Annotated in this window: 17 protein-coding genes; 6 read left to right on the top strand and 11 right to left on the bottom strand. The window is 72.0% G+C overall.

Annotated features, from left to right (window positions below):
• Nucleotides 1-2 precede the first annotated feature (2 nt).
• Entirely contained in the window at nucleotides 3-236 is a 234-nt protein-coding gene (locus tag AB0E90_RS13550) for a hypothetical protein (protein ID WP_360403638.1), read from the bottom strand.
• 225 nt (nucleotides 237-461) lie between these two features.
• Between AB0E90_RS13550 and AB0E90_RS13555 the strand changes: the two genes are divergently transcribed.
• The 3 genes from AB0E90_RS13555 to AB0E90_RS13565 are packed head-to-tail and all read left to right on the top strand — an operon-like array spanning nucleotide 462 to nucleotide 1841.
• Complete coding sequence (locus AB0E90_RS13555) at nucleotides 462-824, top strand: hypothetical protein (RefSeq protein WP_360403640.1); 363 nt, start codon at nucleotides 462-464, stop codon at nucleotides 822-824.
• The gene (locus AB0E90_RS13560) at nucleotides 821-1315 is read left to right on the top strand and encodes a SigE family RNA polymerase sigma factor (protein ID WP_360403642.1); all 495 of its coding nucleotides are present in this window, start codon (nucleotides 821-823) and stop codon (nucleotides 1313-1315) included. The genes AB0E90_RS13555 and AB0E90_RS13560 overlap by 4 nt, the downstream gene beginning before the upstream one ends.
• Nucleotides 1316-1340: 25 nt before the next feature.
• Complete coding sequence (locus AB0E90_RS13565) at nucleotides 1341-1841, top strand: peptide deformylase (RefSeq protein ID WP_360403644.1); 501 nt, start codon at nucleotides 1341-1343, stop codon at nucleotides 1839-1841.
• Here the strand turns inward: AB0E90_RS13565 and AB0E90_RS13570 are convergent.
• A complete protein-coding gene (locus AB0E90_RS13570; protein ID WP_360403646.1) occupies nucleotides 1771-2517 on the bottom strand; it encodes a winged helix-turn-helix domain-containing protein in 747 nt (248 codons plus the stop codon). The genes AB0E90_RS13565 and AB0E90_RS13570 overlap by 71 nt on opposite strands.
• Nucleotides 2518-2809: 292 nt before the next feature.
• Here AB0E90_RS13570 and AB0E90_RS13575 point away from each other — a divergent pair, with 292 nt between their 5' ends.
• The gene (locus tag AB0E90_RS13575; protein WP_360403648.1) at nucleotides 2810-3454 is read left to right on the top strand and encodes a class I SAM-dependent methyltransferase; all 645 of its coding nucleotides are present in this window, start codon (nucleotides 2810-2812) and stop codon (nucleotides 3452-3454) included.
• Between the two features lie 205 nt (nucleotides 3455-3659).
• Nucleotides 3660-4835 (top strand): sigma-70 family RNA polymerase sigma factor, encoded by a 1176-nt coding sequence (locus AB0E90_RS13580; protein WP_360403650.1) that lies wholly within the window; start codon nucleotides 3660-3662, stop codon nucleotides 4833-4835.
• Between the two features lie 82 nt (nucleotides 4836-4917).
• Here AB0E90_RS13580 and AB0E90_RS13585 read toward each other — a convergent pair whose 3' ends face one another.
• Together AB0E90_RS13585 and AB0E90_RS13590 are read right to left on the bottom strand one after the other, a co-directional pair.
• Nucleotides 4918-5331: a hypothetical protein gene (locus tag AB0E90_RS13585; protein WP_360403652.1), complete on the bottom strand. Its 414-nt coding sequence runs from the start codon at nucleotides 5329-5331 to the stop codon at nucleotides 4918-4920.
• 208 nt (nucleotides 5332-5539) lie between these two features.
• Nucleotides 5540-6382 carry a helix-turn-helix transcriptional regulator gene (locus tag AB0E90_RS13590; protein ID WP_360403654.1) on the bottom strand — a complete coding sequence of 281 codons (843 nt, stop codon included), beginning with the start codon at nucleotides 6380-6382 and terminating at the stop codon, nucleotides 5540-5542.
• Between the two features lie 130 nt (nucleotides 6383-6512).
• On the opposite strand from AB0E90_RS13590, the gene AB0E90_RS13595 reads away from it, so the two are divergent.
• Complete coding sequence (locus AB0E90_RS13595; protein WP_360403656.1) at nucleotides 6513-7499, top strand: aldo/keto reductase; 987 nt, start codon at nucleotides 6513-6515, stop codon at nucleotides 7497-7499.
• An 8-nt stretch (nucleotides 7500-7507) separates the two neighbouring features.
• On the opposite strand, the gene AB0E90_RS13600 is transcribed toward AB0E90_RS13595, so the two are convergent.
• From AB0E90_RS13600 to AB0E90_RS13630, 7 genes are all read right to left on the bottom strand, one after another.
• Entirely contained in the window at nucleotides 7508-8149 is a 642-nt protein-coding gene (locus tag AB0E90_RS13600) for a response regulator transcription factor (protein WP_360403658.1), read from the bottom strand.
• A complete protein-coding gene (locus AB0E90_RS13605) occupies nucleotides 8146-9294 on the bottom strand; it encodes a sensor histidine kinase (RefSeq protein WP_360403660.1) in 1149 nt (382 codons plus the stop codon). Before AB0E90_RS13605 ends, AB0E90_RS13600 begins: the two co-directional genes overlap by 4 nt.
• 9 nt (nucleotides 9295-9303) lie before the next feature.
• A complete protein-coding gene (locus tag AB0E90_RS13610; RefSeq protein WP_360403662.1) occupies nucleotides 9304-10026 on the bottom strand; it encodes an ABC transporter permease in 723 nt (240 codons plus the stop codon).
• Entirely contained in the window at nucleotides 10023-10724 is a 702-nt protein-coding gene (locus tag AB0E90_RS13615) for an ABC transporter ATP-binding protein (protein ID WP_360403664.1), read from the bottom strand. Before AB0E90_RS13615 ends, AB0E90_RS13610 begins: the two co-directional genes overlap by 4 nt.
• Nucleotides 10725-10865: 141 nt before the next feature.
• Entirely contained in the window at nucleotides 10866-11978 is a 1113-nt protein-coding gene (locus AB0E90_RS13620) for an alanine racemase (RefSeq protein WP_360403666.1), read from the bottom strand.
• Nucleotides 11968-13458 (bottom strand): IucA/IucC family protein, encoded by a 1491-nt coding sequence (locus tag AB0E90_RS13625; RefSeq protein ID WP_360403668.1) that lies wholly within the window; start codon nucleotides 13456-13458, stop codon nucleotides 11968-11970. The genes AB0E90_RS13620 and AB0E90_RS13625 overlap by 11 nt, the downstream gene beginning before the upstream one ends.
• On the bottom strand, nucleotides 13455-15197 hold the full coding sequence (locus tag AB0E90_RS13630) for an IucA/IucC family protein (protein WP_360403670.1): 1743 nt from the start codon (nucleotides 15195-15197) through the stop codon (nucleotides 13455-13457). The genes AB0E90_RS13625 and AB0E90_RS13630 overlap by 4 nt, the downstream gene beginning before the upstream one ends.
• Nucleotides 15198-15409: the final 212 nt, after the last annotated feature.

The following is a 15409-nucleotide window of genomic DNA, read 5'->3' on the forward strand; positions in this document are numbered from 1 at the left end:
GATCACTGCGTCCATGCGTGTGAAGGGCGGGTGAAGGACGGTTGACCGAGGATCTGCGGGCGCTGCTGCGTGCCGACCTGCACGCCGAGCGCCCGCCGCCGCTGGGTGACATCGTCGGCGCCGCGATCCGCGACGGTCAGCGCCTGCGGCGGCGACGGCGGCGACTGCAGTTGTTCGGGTCGCTCGCGGCCGTGATCGCCCTGCTCGCCGGGGGCGGCGTCGTGCTCGGTGATCACGATCTCACCCGGCCCGACGCGCTGTCTCCCCAAAGCGTGCCAGCCGCCCCGGCCAGCCCGATGCCGGCCCGTGAGGCGCGTACTTTAACGGTCCACAGTGGCACAGAGCGTGCCGATGGAACGCGTACGAAAGCGACATCTGCGGCCATGCTTCACCTTCTGACACAGCTATTACCACCCGGACGGACGAGTCATTTCGGCGTCACGCCGGACGATGATCTCCGAGTGCAGTTGTACTTCGACGACGGCCGGGGCCCGGCGATGATCCGGGTGGCGGTCGCCAAGAACGCCCCGTTCGGCGACCAGTTGTCCCGGGGCGGCACCGCCACCGTGATGATCAGCAACAATCCGGGCGATTGCCAGGCCGGCACCACGGTCGACGCCGAGTGGCCGGACGGCACGCTGGTCGAGGTCGACGTGCCCACCTGCCTGGCGGCCGAGGCCGCGGCGAAACGCTCCCGGCCGGCGCTGACTCCCGACGAGGCGGTCCGGGTCGCCACCGACCCGCGCTGGGGCGTCACGATGGACGCGCAACTGGTCAGCGCGGCATCCAAACGGTTCCCGAGCGTGCCGGTGCTGGCCGAATGACCGACGACGACGAGTTCGCCGAGTTCGCGAACGCTCATGCCGAGCGCCTGCGCAACACCGCCTTCATGCTGTGCCACGACTGGCACCTCGCCCAGGACCTGACCCAGACCGCGCTGACCAAACTGTTCCTGAGCTGGCGCCGGGCCGTGCAGGCCGACAACCTGGTGGCGTACGCGCAGAAGATTTTGCTCCGTGCCTGGCTGGACCACCGCCGGCGCCGGTCCTCGACCGAGTCGACCCCGGGTGTGCTGCACGAGCCGGCCTACCGGGAAAATCCGGAGCTGCGCCTGACCATGCTCGACGCGCTGGGCCGGCTGCCGGCCCGGGACCGGGCGATCGTGATCCTGCGCTACTTCGAGGACTACAGCGTCGAGCAGGTCGCCGACGTCCTCGAGCTGCCGATCAGCGTGGTGAAGAGCCAGACCCGCCGCTCCCTGACCAAGTTGCGCGAACTGCTGGCCGCCGAGCAACTGGCCCTCTTCGCCGGCTGAGTAACGAGCCGATAGCCTTAGGCCCATGACCGTACGGCCGATTCGCATCTTCGGCGACCCTGTTCTGCGCACCGAGGCCGACCCGGTCACGGCGTTCGACGCCGAGCTGCGCGCCCTCGTCACCGACCTGGAAGACACCGTCCGCGAGCCCGGCCGGGCCGGCGTCGCCGCCCCGCAGATCGGCGTCAGCCTGCGCGTGTTCTCCTACAACGTGGCCGGCCAGGTCGGCCATATGGTCAACCCGGTGCTGTCCGACTTCGCCGGCGAGCAGGACGACGACGAGGCCTGCCTCTCCCTGCCCGGCCTCGGCTTCCCGACGAAACGGGCGATGGCGGTCACCGCGCGCGGCTTCGACCAGCACGGCGAGCCGCTGGTCATCGAGGGCACCGGCTTCCTGGCCCGCGCGCTGCAGCACGAGACCGACCACCTGGCGGGCACGCTCTACATCGACACCCTCACCGGTGACGTGCGCCGGCAGGCACTGCGGGAGCTGCGCCGGGTGAGTCCGCCCCCGCAGCGCCGATAACCAGCCCGAGCTGTTCCTCGAGCGCGGCAGCGCCCGGCCCGGTCAGCTTGACCGCCCGCCCACTGCCGATCCGCACGATCCACCCGGCGTCGAACGCGTGCCGGCAGATCTCCGCGCCCGCCACCCCCGCGAGGTGCTCGCGCCGCTCGGTCCAGTCGAGGCAGTCGCGCAGCACCGGCCGGCGCCCCGGCTTGTCGAAGAAGATCCCGAGCGACCCGAGCCAGGCGACACCGCGCGAGGTCAAGGCCAATCCGTGTGTACGGGTGACAAACCCGTTCCCGGCCATCGCGTCGGCGATCGCCACCCCGAGACGACCAGCGAGGTGGTCGTAACACGTACGGGCGAAGGCCAGGTTCCGCTGTTTGTGCGCGGCGGCGAGCGTGCTGACCGGCGTACCGGCGCTGCGGGGTAAAGCCGCCACCGTCTCGATCAGCGCGGCCACCGAGGGGCCGGCCAGCCGCAGATAGCGGTGCCGCCCCTGCCGGACCTGCGCCAGCAGCCCGCCCCCGACCAGCCGATCGGCGTGCTCACTGGCGGTGGAGATCGCCACCCCCGCGTGCCGGGCCAGCTCACCGACGGTCCAGGCCCGCCCGTCGAGCAGCGCGAGGCAGAACGACGCCCGGGTCCGGTCGGCGAGCAGCCCGGCCCACGCGGCAAGGTCTTCCGCTCCGTCCATGCCCCGATCATGTCCCACCGGCAGTTCGGCCCCCACCGAAGCATTCATCCTAGGACGCTCTACGCGGCGTGCGCCCGGTCACGGCACGACGACCAAAACCAGAAAGGAATCAACGACTGCCTGCCGTTTTCGGCCGGACCGCCGACCCCGTTCCGGGTCCGTCCCTCGGCCGAGGCGCGCGACCGGCAGCGCGCCTAACGTCTGTTCCGGGGATCGTTGCTCCGTGCGAGGGAACCCGCGGGCGTCGCCCTCGACCGGGCGGCGCCCGCGCTGACCGGGCGATACTTCACCGATGAGCGAGGACACCAAGCGCCTGTCAGCGGCGTCGCCGGCCGCGGGGGACGCGACCGGCTGGTTCGAGCGGCTCTACGCGGAGGCCGAGGAGGGCCGCGCGGAGGTGCCGTGGGATCAACCGGCGGCGACGCCGAACCTGGTTTCGGCCGGCCTGGCGGCCGGTGCGGGGCGGCGGGCGCTGGTGGTGGGTTGCGGCCCGGGGCGCGACGCCGAGTTCGTGGCCGGGCTGGGCTGGGCGACGACCGCTTTCGACATTTCCGAGACCGCCATCCGTACGGCCCGGGAGCGCCACCCCGACACCACCGTCGACTACCGCACCGCCGACCTGCTGACCCCGCCGCCGGAGTGGGCGGCCGCGTTCGACCTGGTGGTGGAGAGCAACACCGTGCAGGCCCTGCCGCGCTCGCTGCGCGCGGGCGTGACCGCGACGATCGCGGGGTTCGTCGCCCCCGGCGGCGCCCTGCTCGTCCTGGCCGCGGCCGCCTCCACCGAGGAGGGCGACGGCCCGCCGTGGCCACTGACCCGCGCCGAGGTGGACGCGTTCGCCGCCGGCGGCGTGGTCCCGGTCTCGGTCGAGGAGGTCCCGGCACCGGCCGACCCGCTGCTGCTCCGCTGGCGTGCGACCTTCACCCGACCGAACTGATTTGAACGTTCCTGCTCGGGTGTAACGGAATTCGGTGTCTCGATGCCCGTAGAAGGTGAGGACGCCGGCGCGCTCGATGCCCGGCGCGGTCACCTGTTGGGGGTGGACGTGGACGGGCAGCAATGGTCGAACGTAGCGGATTGGGTGCTGCGGCTGGGAAGCTTGGCGGTAGCGGCCGCCGGGGCCTGGTGTCGCCGGAAGGCTGATGAGCGGGTTGCCGTGGCTGCCTGCCACGGCTGCTGTCCGATGGCGCGGGCCAGCTCGTGCGGGTACACCTGGCCGGGTGGGGAGGGCGGCCGTGACCGTCATTGATTCTGGCGTCTCGGCGCACGATTTCGTGCAGGCATCTCTGAGTGAGTTGCACTGCTTCGCGCGATCGCGGCTCAAGCGATACGACGTCCCGTCCGGCCGGATGGACGCCGACGATGTCGTGCAGTACACCGTCGCTGAAGTGCTCGAGCGATGGAACGAGATCAACAATCCCCGCCAGTACATGTTCACCGTTGCTCGCCGTTACGTGTTACGTGCCGTCTACGAGGGACAACGGTTCACCGGGGAGCGACCGGATCATGATGAGCTCGAAGACGTCCGTGGTCCGGTCGCATCCCGGTCGTCCCGGCCGGCGGACGAGGCTGCCCTTGAACGGATCATGGCGGAGGACCTCCATGCGGCGCTGCGGCGTCTGACTCCTCAGCAGCGCCGGGCGGTGGTGCTGATCGAGTTGGGCGACGTCTCCCGGGCAACGGCGGCCGCGGAGATGGCGGTGGCGACCGGTGCGGTGTCCGCGCATCGTGACCGAGGGCTGAAGAAGCTGCGTGCCATCCTGCGCGGACAGGGCGGCGCTCTATTGACCGCGGCTGCCGTGTTCGGGTCGATCCTGTTGCCCTTCATGCGTAGCAGGTCGGGTGGGTTCGCCGCGGCCGGAGCCGGGACGTCCTGGGATTCCGGCACCTTGGTCGTCGAGGTGATCGGGAGTGGTGGCCTTCTTGTCGGCCTGGCGATGGCGCTTTTTGTGTTGTCGAGGGTGGCCTGGGCGACCCGGAGAGTTATTCTCCGCCGCGCGCGCTCGAGTTCAGAGTCACGGAAGTCCGGTCTGGCCGCGCTCGACGAGCTCCTCGCGGCGTCCGATGACCGCCCGCCGCCCTCGATCGAGGAGATCGCCCACCAACTGCGGCGGCTCACCCGGCAGCGCCGGGGGTCAGCTCATGAGTCTGAGGCGTGGCTGGCTGCTGTCGAGCGGGCGTACGACGACCGGCTCGTCCTCGCCTGCCACTGTTTGGGCATCACCGAGCACCTCCGGCCGCTCGAAGGCATGGACCGTGACATCGAGCGGATCCGGGTGGAAAGTGAGCTCCAGGGCGCTGGCCTGGTGCTGGGTTGACAACCTCCGGATCGACCTGAGTTAGGAGGCCGCACGCTGGGTGACGGCCTCCTCGCCGGACACGAGCGGAGGGCTCCGCGCTTCAGAGCGGCAGTTGGCCGGTTTTCGTGAGCAGCAGATGTTCGTCGTCGGGGGACAGGGGTTCCTGGCCGTCGGTGGGGCCGCCGCGCTCGGTGTCCCACGCTGTCACGTCGCGCACGGTGTCGATCAAGGGGCGGATGGTCAGGCCGGCCGTGTGGGCTGCGCTGGCGTCGATCAGGTTGGCGGCGCTCCACTCCGGGTCGCCGATCCATAGTGGGACGCCCATCCAGTGGTCCACGCCGGCGGCCAGCAGCTCGGCCGTCGGGACCCAGATCAGTTCGCGGGGCTCGGTGGCGGCGGCGCACGCGTCCATCAGGGCGGACATCGGCATGGTCGGGGTGACCGCGTTGAACGTGCCGGTGGTGTTGGTGCGGACCAGCCAGGCGGCCAGGTCGCGGACGTCGATGTACTGCATCGGGTCGGTGGGGGCGCCGGGGGCCAGGACCGGGCCGGGGCGTTGGAAGCGGCGCGGCCAGTAGGGGAAGCGTTCGGTCTGGTCGTGCGGGCCGACGATCAGGCCGGGGCGGGCGATCAGGGCGCGGTCGCCGAACCGGTCGCGGACGACCTGTTCGCAGGTGGCTTTGCGGGCCGCCCCGAACTAGCAGTTTCATAAGGCAGGGAGGCTAAACGGCGGCCGGGAACTCTTCGACCCCGAGTACGCGTACCAGCTGGAGCTTTTCCCGGGTTTCGTCGTCGGCGGGGGTGAGCACCACCAGTTCCTGGCCGAGGTCGGGGGTGACCAGGGTTTCGCAGTCCATCAGGAGGTGGCCGACGCGCGGGTGGACGATGGTTTTGCGGTCGGCGCGGCGGACCGCGACCTGGTGTTCGGACCAGAGGCGGCGGAAGTCGTCGCTGGCGGCCTGGAGGCGGTCGACGAGGCCGGTGACGATCGGGTCGCCGGGGCGGCGGCCGGTGACGGCGCGCAGGTCGGCGACCTGTTGCCTCGCGTGGCGTTCCCATTCGTCGGGTGGGTGGATCTCGCGGGCGCGGGGGTCGGTGAACCAGCGGTAGGCGACGTAGCGGCGGTCGCCGGCCAGGTTGCTGTGGTCGCCGGTGAGCAGGATCGACATGCGGTTCTGGGCGAGGACTTCGCCGAGGTCGGACAGGACCATGGCGGGGGTGTCGACGAGCAGGTCGAGCATGCGCACGAGGCCGGCGCGGGCGAGGCGGGCGACGCCGGCGGCGGGTGGGGGCTGGTGGCCGGCGAGGTGGAACAGGTGGGTGCGTTCGTCGTCGGTCAGGCGCAGGGCGCGGGCCAGGGCGCCGAGCAACTGGGTGGAGGGCTGGCTGCTGCGGCCCTGTTCGAGGCGGACGACGTAGTCGACGGACATGCCGGCGAGCATGGCGACCTCTTCGCGGCGCAGGCCGGTGGTGCGGCGGCGGGGGCCGTCGGCGATGCCGACCTCGGCGGGGCGGATGGCCTCGCGGCGTCGGCGCAGGAAGTCGGCGAGCTGCTCACGCTGCATGTCTCCATGCTGCCTCGCGGGCCGGTCGCGCATCCAGGGAGTGGCGCTCCCACGATGAGCGCTCCGCTCCCGGGCGGCCCGGATTCGGCGCAGGGTGGTGGAAAGACGAAGGACGACGAGGGAGTACGTGATGCAGACACGCACCTTGGGTAACGCCGGTCCCACGGTTTCCGCGGTCGGGCTGGGCGCGATGAGCATGTCGGGGGCGTACGGGCCGGCTGATCGTGGGGAGAGCGTCGCCACCGTGCATGCCGCGCTGGATGCGGGGATCACGCTGATCGACACCGGCGATTTCTACGGCATGGGGCACAACGAGATGCTGCTGGGGGAGGCGTTGCGGGGCCGGGACCGGGACAGCTATCTGCTGAGTGTGAAGTTCGGGCAGCAGGTGGCGCCGGGGATGCGGTTCGCGGGGCAGGACAGCCGGCCGGATTCGGTGAAGAACTTCCTGTCGTACTCGCTGACCCGGCTGGGCGTGGAGTACGTGGATGTCTACCGGCCGGCGCGGCTGGACCCGTCGGTGCCGATCGAGGACACGGTCGGGGCGATCAAGGAGATGATCGACGCCGGGTACGTGCGGTATCTCGGGTTGTCCGAGGTCGGCGCGGAGACGATTCGGCGGGCTCACGCCGTACACCCGGTTGCTGATCTTCAGATTGAATATTCGCTGTTGTCGCGCGCTGTCGAGGCCGAGGTGCTGCCGACGTTGCGGGAGCTGGGGATCGGCCTGACCGCCTACGGGGTGCTGAGCCGGGGTCTGCTGTCCGGTGACTGGGCGCCGGGGCGGGCGGGGGATCCGCGTAATCACAGCCCGCGGTTCTCCGGCGACAACGCCGGGCACAACCTGGCCCTGGTGGAGGCGTTGCGGCGGGTCGCGGCGTCGAAGGGCTGCTCGGTGGCGCAGCTGGCGATCGCGTGGGTGGCGGCGCAGGGCGATGACATCGTCCCGCTGGTCGGTGCGCGGTCCCGCAAGCGGCTTGATGAGGCGTTGCCGGCGCTGGAGGTGAAGTTGTCCGGCGATGATCTCGCAGAGATCGAGACGGCGGTGCCGAAGGGCGCGGCGCGGGGGGACCGCTACCCGTCGGCGTTCATGTCGGCGCTCGGGGTCGGTAACTGACGGCCCGATTATTGGCGCCCGAGCAGGCCGCGGTTGTAGCCCTCGGCAACCGCGGCGGCCCGGTCGTTGACGTCGAGTTTGGCGTAGACGTTGATCAGGTGGGTCTTGACGGTGGCCTCGGTGATGAACAGTTTCGCGGCGGCTTCGCGGTTGTTGTTGCCGGCTGCGACGAGGCGCAGCACTTCCAGTTCGCGGGGGCTGAGCGGGCCGGTGGTCGGCGCGGGGGTGCGCAGCCGGCTCATCAGGCGGGCGGCGACCGCGGGGGCGAGGGTGACCTCGCCGCGGGCGGCGGAGCGGACGGCGCGCAGCAGTTCGTCGCGGGGTGCGTCCTTCAGCAGGTAGCCGGTGGCGCCGGCCTCGATCGCGGGCAGCACGTGGCTGTCGGTGTCGTAGGTGGTCAGGACGAGGACGCGGGCCGGGATGCCGCGACGGGTGAGTTCGCCGATGGCGGTGACGCCGTCCATGCCGGCCATCCGCAGGTCCATCAGGATGACGTCGGGGGCGAGGGCCTCGGCGGCGCGGACCGCTTCGGCGCCGTCGCCGGCCTCGCCCACCACGGTGAATTCGGGGTCGCGGGCGAACATGCTGCTCAGGCCGTCGCGGACGACGGGGTGGTCGTCGACGATGAGCAGCTTGATCGGGTCGGTCACGTGGTTGCCTCCGTGGGCAGGCTGGCCGAGATGCCGGTGCCCCCGCCTCGCTCTGATTCGATCTGCAGGGTGCCGTCGAGTGCCTCGATGCGCTGGCGCATCGCTTCGAGCCCGAAGCCGTTTCCCTCGACGGCGTCGAACCCGTCGCCGTCGTCGCGGACGTCGAGCGCGGTCTGGTGGTCCAGGTAGGAGAGGGTGAGGCCGACCCGGCTGGCGGTGGGTGCGTGTTTGGCGACGTTGGCGAGGGCTTCCTGCGCGGTGCGGAGCAGGGCGACCTCGGCCGCGGGCGGCATCGTGCGGGTGTCGCCGGTGACCGTGACCTGCGCCGGGATGCGGTGCCGGCCGGACCATCTGGCGGCGACCTCGGTGATGGCGTCGGCGAGCCGGCCGGTCTCCAGCGGTTCGGGGCGTAGTTCGTCGACCGAGCGGCGGGCCTCGGTGAGGCTCTCCCGGGCCAGGGCGGTGGCGGCGGCGTGGTGGCGGCGCCAGGCGGCCGGGTCGTCGGCGACGTGTTCGGCCGCCTGCAGCTGGGTGACGATGCCGGTCAGGCCCTGGGCGAGGGTGTCGTGGATCTCCCGGGCCATCCGGGCCCGCTCGTCGAGGACACCGGCCCGGTGGGCGAGCGCGGCGTTCTCGGTGAGGGCGGCGGTCATCCGGGAGTGGTACCGCAGGCCGAGCTCGCCGACCCAGGCCAGCAGGCACATCGGCACGATGTTCGCGGCCACCACCCCGAGCCAGGCGACACGCCCGGCCCAGGTGTCGTAGTCCAGGCCGGTGGCCTGGGCGGTGCCGGCGACCAGGGCGGCGCCGGCGATGAAGGGCAGTTCGCGGGGCCAGCCGATGATGCGGTAGGCGAAGAAGTACAGCGCCGGGGAGTACAGGCCGAACCACGGGGTGCGGAACGCCATGACCAGGCCGAAGACGATCAGGCCGGCCAGGAACACCTCCATCACGGCGCGCCGCTGCCGCCACGGCGGGTGGACGGTGAACAGGGCCAGGTTCCAGACCGCGGCGGCCGCGCAGAGGACCAGGCCGAGCCGGTCGTGCCGGACGGCGACGGCCAGCAGGGCGAGGATCACGTACGGCACCACGGTGACCAGCGGCCGGGAGCGGTCCTCCCACTCGGCCATCTGCCGACTCTGCATTTTCGTCACCTACTCCCAGCGGAACAATCTAGTGGCCAGCAGCCCCGCGCCGCCTGCCCAGGCCAGCAGGGTGAGCAACGCGAGCCAGTGCGGCCAGTGGCCGTTGGTGGCGTCCTGCATGGCGGTGACGGCGGCGCCCATCGGGGTGGCCCGGCTGACGTGCCGCAGCGTGGCCGGCATGGTTTGCACCGGCAGGAACAGGCCGCCGAGGAAGACCAGCGGGTAGAACACGGCGGCGCCGATCGCGCTCGCCGCCCGGCCGGTCGGGGCGGCCGCGCTGACCAGCAGACCGATCGCGATCAGTGCGAGGGCGGCCAGCAGGGTGGTGAGCAGGAAACCGGCGAGTTGCCGGGGCAGCAGGACGCCGAACGCGAACCGGGCTACCAGCAGCAGCGCGGTCACCGACACCACGGCGGTCAGCAGGGTGATGACCAGCTGGGCGGCCAGCACCCGGACCGGGCCGACCGGGGTGGTGCGCAGCCGCCGCAGCACGCCCTTCTCGCGGTAGCCGGCCAGCACCGGCGGCAGCACGTTGGTGGCGAGCATGGCCAGGACGAAGACCACCAGGATGGGTACGTAGACATCCAGCAGGGTCCGTCCGCCGAGGTCGTCGCGGTGCTCCCGGTAGAACGGCAGGTTCCCGAAGACGATCAGCAGGATCAGGGGCAGCCCGACGCCGAACGCCGGCCCCGACTTCTCCCGCAGGAACAGTTTCAGTTCGATGAGGGTCACGGCTCTCTCCTGGTGAGTGCTACGAAGGCGTCCTCGAGGTCGGTGTGGCCGGCCCGGCTGACGATCTCGGCCGGGGTGCCGGTGACCAGGACCCGGCCGGCGTCGATCACCGCGATCCGGTCGCAGAGCCGTTCGGCCTCCGGCATGAAGTGGGTGACCAGCACGATCGTGGTCTTGATGCCGGCGATCAGGTCCCAGGTGTCGCGGCGGGCGTGCGGGTCCAGGCCGGTGGTCAGCTCGTCGAGCACGGCGATGCGGGGCCGCCCGACCAGGGCGAGCGCGACCGACAGCCGCTGTTTCTGACCCCCGGACAATTTGCCGTACGGGGTTTTCTCCTTGTCCCGCAGGCCGAGCTGAGCCAGCAGGTCCCGGGGGTCGGCCGGCTCGGGGTAGAACGACGCGTACAGCCGCATCGCCTCGCCCACCCGCAGCCGGTCGGGCAGCCGGCTGTCCTGCAGTTGCACGCCGACCCGCCGGGTCAGTTCGGCGTGGTCGCGGCGCGGGTCCCGGCCCAGCACCCGGATCTGCCCACGGTCCGGCGCCCGCAGCCCGACCAGGCATTCGACGGTGGTGGTCTTGCCGGCGCCGTTACGGCCGAGGATCCCGAAGATCTCGCCCTGCTCCACGGTGAACGACACGTCGTCGACGGCTACGGTGCGCCCGTAGCTCTTGTGGAGGTTCGTCACCTCGATGACCATTTTTGGACTCCCTCCGTGTGCGTTGCTGACGGGAATCAGCGTCGCTGTGGAGGGGCCCCGGGCGGATCGCCTGATCTCCCGGGCGGCCGGTGGAACCGGCCGCTCACTCACCCGGTGGAGGGCCTCCACCGATCGGTGGAGTCAGACGATGACGAACTCGGGTGGGTCGTGGCGCAGGAACTCGTGGTGGGAGATGTCCCAGCCGTAGGCGCCGGTCCGGCCGAAGACCAGGATGTCGCCGGCCCGCAGGGTGTCGACGTGCCGACCGCGGGTCAGCACGTCGCGCGGGGTGCACAGTTCGCCGACCGCGTCGACCTTCGTGTCGTGGACCGATGGGCGCGGGTAGGGGTGCGGCCAGTCGTCGACCGGGACGATCGTGAACGGATGGCTGTAGCCCCACGCGGCCGGCAGCCGGAAGTGGTGGGTGCCGCCGCGCAGGACCGCGAAGGTGCGGCCGTGGGTGGTTTTCAGGTCGAGGACCTCGGCGGCGTACCAGCCGGCGTCGGCGGCGAGGTAGCGGCCGGGTTCGAAGATCAGGTCGAGGCCGTCCGGGACGACTATCGCGGACAGCGGGCTGAGGTCCATCCGCTGTGTGGACAGGTAGTCGACGCCGAAGCCGCCGCCGACGTTCACGACCCGAAGGTCGACACCCAACTCGCCGGCCGTGCTCAGCGACCAGTCCACGGCGTCGGCGACGAAAGCGGCGTGCGCGGCCCCGTCCATGTTGTTCGAGACGGCATGCAGATGAAACCCGATCACGTGTACGCCGGGGATCCGCACCGCGTCGGCGAGCTGCGCCTCGTCGATGCCGAACGGGGTGGGCGTGCCGGTCATGGTGTGGCTGCCGCGCAGGCCGCCGCCGGGCCGGTTGACCCGCAGGCACACCTCGGGGTTCGCGCCGGTCGCGGCGAGCCGTCGCAGCTCGTGCAGGCTCTCCGCGTTGATCAGCGCACCGGCGTCGATGGCAGCGGCCAGCTCGGCGTCGATCTTGCCCGGCCCGCCGAACACGATCCGCCGTGCGCCCGCCTGCTTCGCCAGGGCCAGCTCGCCGCCGGAGGCCACCTCGAGCCCGTCACACGCCGCGGCCATCGTCGCGACGACCGCCGGGTGGCCGTTGGCCTTCACCGCGTAGAGCAGCGAAGCGGACGCCGGCAGCGAGGCCCGCACCTCGGCCGCCCGGGCGCGCAGCGCCGCGGTGTCGTAGACGTAGGCGCACACCGGCGACGGCAGGTCGCGCAGCAGGTCAGCGCGCATGCAACGGGTTCGGGACCGGGAGGTAGATGTCGCCCTCACCGGCCAGGCGCATCCGGACCAGGGCCTTGTGCGGCACCTTCGGGGCGGTGAAGGCGGCGTGGTCGTCGCCGGTGCAGCAGGAGTCGAGGACCTCGCGGATGATCCGCCAGGCGTGCGTCTCGTCCAGGTCCAGGCGCAGCACGATCTCGCCGAGGTGCGCCTGGAACAGCGTGTAGCCGATCTTGGCGCGCATGACGTCGACGTCGTCGGTGCCGACCACCGAGCCGGGCCACAGGTTGATGCGGTGGCCGGCCTCGGCCAGGCGGGGCAGGTGCAGGCGCAGGCCGGCGAAGTCACGCAGGGCGAGCCGGTGCGGCCGGCCGTCGACGAACGTGGGCAGGCAGTTCTGCAGGTGCGCCTCGAGGCCGACGCCGCGGGCGGCCAGGCGCATCAGCGGCGGGAGGACCAGTTCCGCGTACTCCCGCAGCCAGCCCGCCGGGTCGCCGTCGACCAGTTCGTCGAGCAGGAACGGCAGTGCCCCGCCGGGGATGGCCCGCTCGTCCGGGCCCAGCCGGCCGGCCAGGCCGTCGCGGCGGATCGCCGACAGGTCCCGCCCCGAGCCGACCGGGACCGCCGCGCCCGCGGTCTCGGCCATCAGCAGCAGCCGGTCGCCGCCGGGGATGTCGGCGACGAGCCGGTGCAGCAGCTGCGACACGGCCGGCCCGTTGCGGGTGCTGGCCACGCTGATGCTGCGCCGGGTGGAGGTGACCTGGATGTCGAGCGAGACCTTCAGGTATTCGCCGGTGTCCGGCAGCAGCAGCGTGCGCAGCGCGGCCGTCGGCACCGCCGGCAGCTCGTCGTCCAGGATGATCAGGGACTGGTCGTGCAGCATGGCCGCGTAACGGGCGGGCAGGACGATGTCGCGCTGCCAGAGGTGGACCGGCTGCACCGTGTACCCGGCGGGCGCCGGCACCTCCGGCCACACGTCGTCGCCCAGGTGCAGCTCGTCGCGGACGGCCACGAACCCGACCGAGGTCGACGGCGCCTCCAGGTCGTAGGCGAGGACGTCGCCGGTGTCCCAGCCGAGCCGGGTGCGCCCGCAGGGGTGCAGGTTGTGCCCGGCCACGGCGAGGCGTTCCCACCCGATGGCGTGCCAGTCCGGCCCGTCGCCGATCTTCGCGGGCGGCCGGGCCATCGCGATCGCCAGGTTGATCACGGCGTTGCGCAGCTCGGCGGCGAAGCCGGGGGCGTCGATGCCGTCGAGCAGGTCGACCGGGTCGGCGACGCCCGCGGTCGGGTATTCGACCCGGTTGAACGCGTGCATCGCGCCGGGGCCCATGTCCCGGATGCCCTCGCGAACCAGCGCGCCGCGCAGCCGCCGCCCGACCACGTCGGCGGCCACCGGCAGGGCGGCGAGGAATCCGTCGATCAGCGCCGGGGCGTGGACGGCCAGGGCGGCCTCGGTGTGGGCGAGGCGTTCCGGGGACATGCTGCGCGTCATGCGTGTGCCGCCATGGGGTTGTCGAGGTAGGCCCAGATGTCGTCGAGCGGGTCGGCGGCCAGCCGCATGGCCGTGGTCGCCTTGATCGGCAGCGGGTCGCGCAGCAGGTGCGGCGCGTCGGCGGTGCCGGTGTCGCGCAGGGCAGCCGCGACGATGCCCCACAGCCGGGCCGGGTCCGCGCCGTGGTGACGGGTCAGGGCGGCGACGAGCTCGGCGGCGACGGTGCCGAGAGCGGCCGCGGACAGCTTGGTGCGCAGCACCTGCGGGTCGTCGCTGGGCAGGTCGCCGAGCAGCGGCGGCACGTCGAGCCCGGCCTCGGCGAGCCGGCGGGCGCTGACCCGCACCCCGCCCAGGTCGCGGTAGAGAATCCGGGTGGGCCGGTGGTCGCGCAGCACGACCAGCGTGTTCTGCCCGTGCGCTTCCAGCGCGACCCCGCGTTCGAGCACGCTGAGCAGCGGCGCGAACAGCAAACTGCCGATCAGAGCGATGAATTCGTACGGGTTCTGCACCGTCGACAGCAGCAGCGGCGACGCCCCGTAGAGCGCGAGCGGCACGACCGTCTCGCCGTCGGCCAGGTTCGGCGCCTCCCGGGTGAGGTAGGCCAGGTGGCGCTGCGGTTCGCCGTCGACCAGCACGGCCCCGGCGCCGGTCTCGGCGAGCACGTCGATCGGCAGGTCGGCCATCAGGTATCGCAGCAGCTTGGACAGGATCGGCCCGTTGTGCACGGCGGCCGGCGACACGGTGCGCACGGCCGAGGTCATCTGCACGTCGACGGCGGTCTTGATGTGCGCGCCCCCGCCGACCGGGGCGACCGTGCGCAGCGACATGAGCGGCCGCACCGGCGGGGTCTCGCCGTCGTCGGCCAGCCACGGGTAGCGGTCGCGCAGGTGATCGGCCTGCCACGGGTGGGCGAGCAGGACCGGTTCCGCGCTGCCGTACCAGCGGTCGGCCGGCACCCGCAGCCGCCGCAGCCGGATGACGGGGGAGTGTTCCGGCGCGTAGGCGAGAACGTCGGCGACGCTCATCCCGCCACGGGTCCGCGCGCACGGGTGCAGCGGATGTCCGTCGGTGATGGACTGCTCCGCGCGGGCGAGGCCGTCCGGGTCGCCCGGCAGCGGAAGCTGCTGGACCGGCCGTGCCGCCCGGGCGAGGGCCATGTTCGCGACGCTGTTGTCGATCTCGGCGGCGAGGTCGCTGCCCGGCCAGAGCAGCCGCACCAGGGTCGCCGGATCCATGATGATCGCGCCGGGCTCGTCGGCGTCGTCGACCGGGAGATCCGCGTCCTCCCAGGCATGCGCGCCGACGCCGCGCGTCTCGCCGGCAACGTTTTCGCCTCGCCGGTGCGGGACCGGCCGGGCGCCACGTGCGGATGCCCGGCTGCGCCGCCGGTCTCCGGCCGGCCGGTCGGCGATCGGCCCGCCGGCCCGCAGCCCGTTCCCGGCGCGCATCGTGGCGGCCAGTCCCGCCTGGGCCACCGCGAACGCCGCAGCGGACTCGGGTGCGTATCGGACCGTCACCCCGGGGAACGTCACCTGGCCGCCCTCGCGGGTGATCATCCCCGGCAGCGCTTCCCGGCCGAGCGCCCCGAGCAGCCGCCCCAGCACTGCGGCCCGCGCCCCCGGTAGTGCGGCGTCGTAGCGTTCCAGCAGGTCCGGCCTCAGCTCGGCGAGGTCTGCACGGGCCTGGGCCGGATCGGCGGTGTGCCGGATGGGCGGGGAACTGGACAAAGGTCGCGGCACGCCGCCCATTGTGCAACTGCCCGATCCGCACCGACGCCCGGCAGCCCCCGCCACGTGAGCGAGAACGCAGTAACCAAATCTCCATCCTAGGACGCCTTACAGGTGGTGCGTCGTCTCACGCCGCACCCAAAACTTAAGAACCAGGAACAAAAAGGAATCAACGACATCCACCAGGCTTTGCCCAGGCCCAGCTCAGAGCCGGTACGCCTAGC

Origin of the sequence: Actinoplanes sp. NPDC026619, assembly GCF_040638295.1 — a bacterium.
GTDB lineage: Bacteria > Actinomycetota > Actinomycetes > Mycobacteriales > Micromonosporaceae > Actinoplanes.

Bases quoted from the DNA above. Each gene is read 5' to 3' on its own strand.
- AB0E90_RS13615 (WP_360403664.1), bottom strand. From the start codon at position 10,724: ATGGTCATCGAGGTGACGAACCTCCACAAGAGCTACGGGCGCACCGTA.
- AB0E90_RS13595 (WP_360403656.1), top strand. From the start codon at position 6,513: ATGCAGACACGCACCTTGGGTAACGCCGGTCCCACGGTTTCCGCGGTC.
- AB0E90_RS13570 (WP_360403646.1), bottom strand. From the start codon at position 2,517: ATGGACGGAGCGGAAGACCTTGCCGCGTGGGCCGGGCTGCTCGCCGAC.
- AB0E90_RS13620 (WP_360403666.1), bottom strand. From the start codon at position 11,978: ATGCGCGCTGACCTGCTGCGCGACCTGCCGTCGCCGGTGTGCGCCTAC.
- AB0E90_RS13605 (WP_360403660.1), bottom strand. From the start codon at position 9,294: ATGCAGAGTCGGCAGATGGCCGAGTGGGAGGACCGCTCCCGGCCGCTG.
- AB0E90_RS13575 (WP_360403648.1), top strand. From the start codon at position 2,810: ATGAGCGAGGACACCAAGCGCCTGTCAGCGGCGTCGCCGGCCGCGGGG.
- AB0E90_RS13625 (WP_360403668.1), bottom strand. From the start codon at position 13,458: ATGACGCGCAGCATGTCCCCGGAACGCCTCGCCCACACCGAGGCCGCC.
- AB0E90_RS13580 (WP_360403650.1), top strand. From the start codon at position 3,660: ATGAGCGGGTTGCCGTGGCTGCCTGCCACGGCTGCTGTCCGATGGCGC.
- AB0E90_RS13565 (WP_360403644.1), top strand. From the start codon at position 1,341: ATGACCGTACGGCCGATTCGCATCTTCGGCGACCCTGTTCTGCGCACC.
- AB0E90_RS13560 (WP_360403642.1), top strand. From the start codon at position 821: ATGACCGACGACGACGAGTTCGCCGAGTTCGCGAACGCTCATGCCGAG.
- AB0E90_RS13590 (WP_360403654.1), bottom strand. From the start codon at position 6,382: ATGCAGCGTGAGCAGCTCGCCGACTTCCTGCGCCGACGCCGCGAGGCC.
- AB0E90_RS13585 (WP_360403652.1), bottom strand. From the start codon at position 5,331: ATGCAGTACATCGACGTCCGCGACCTGGCCGCCTGGCTGGTCCGCACC.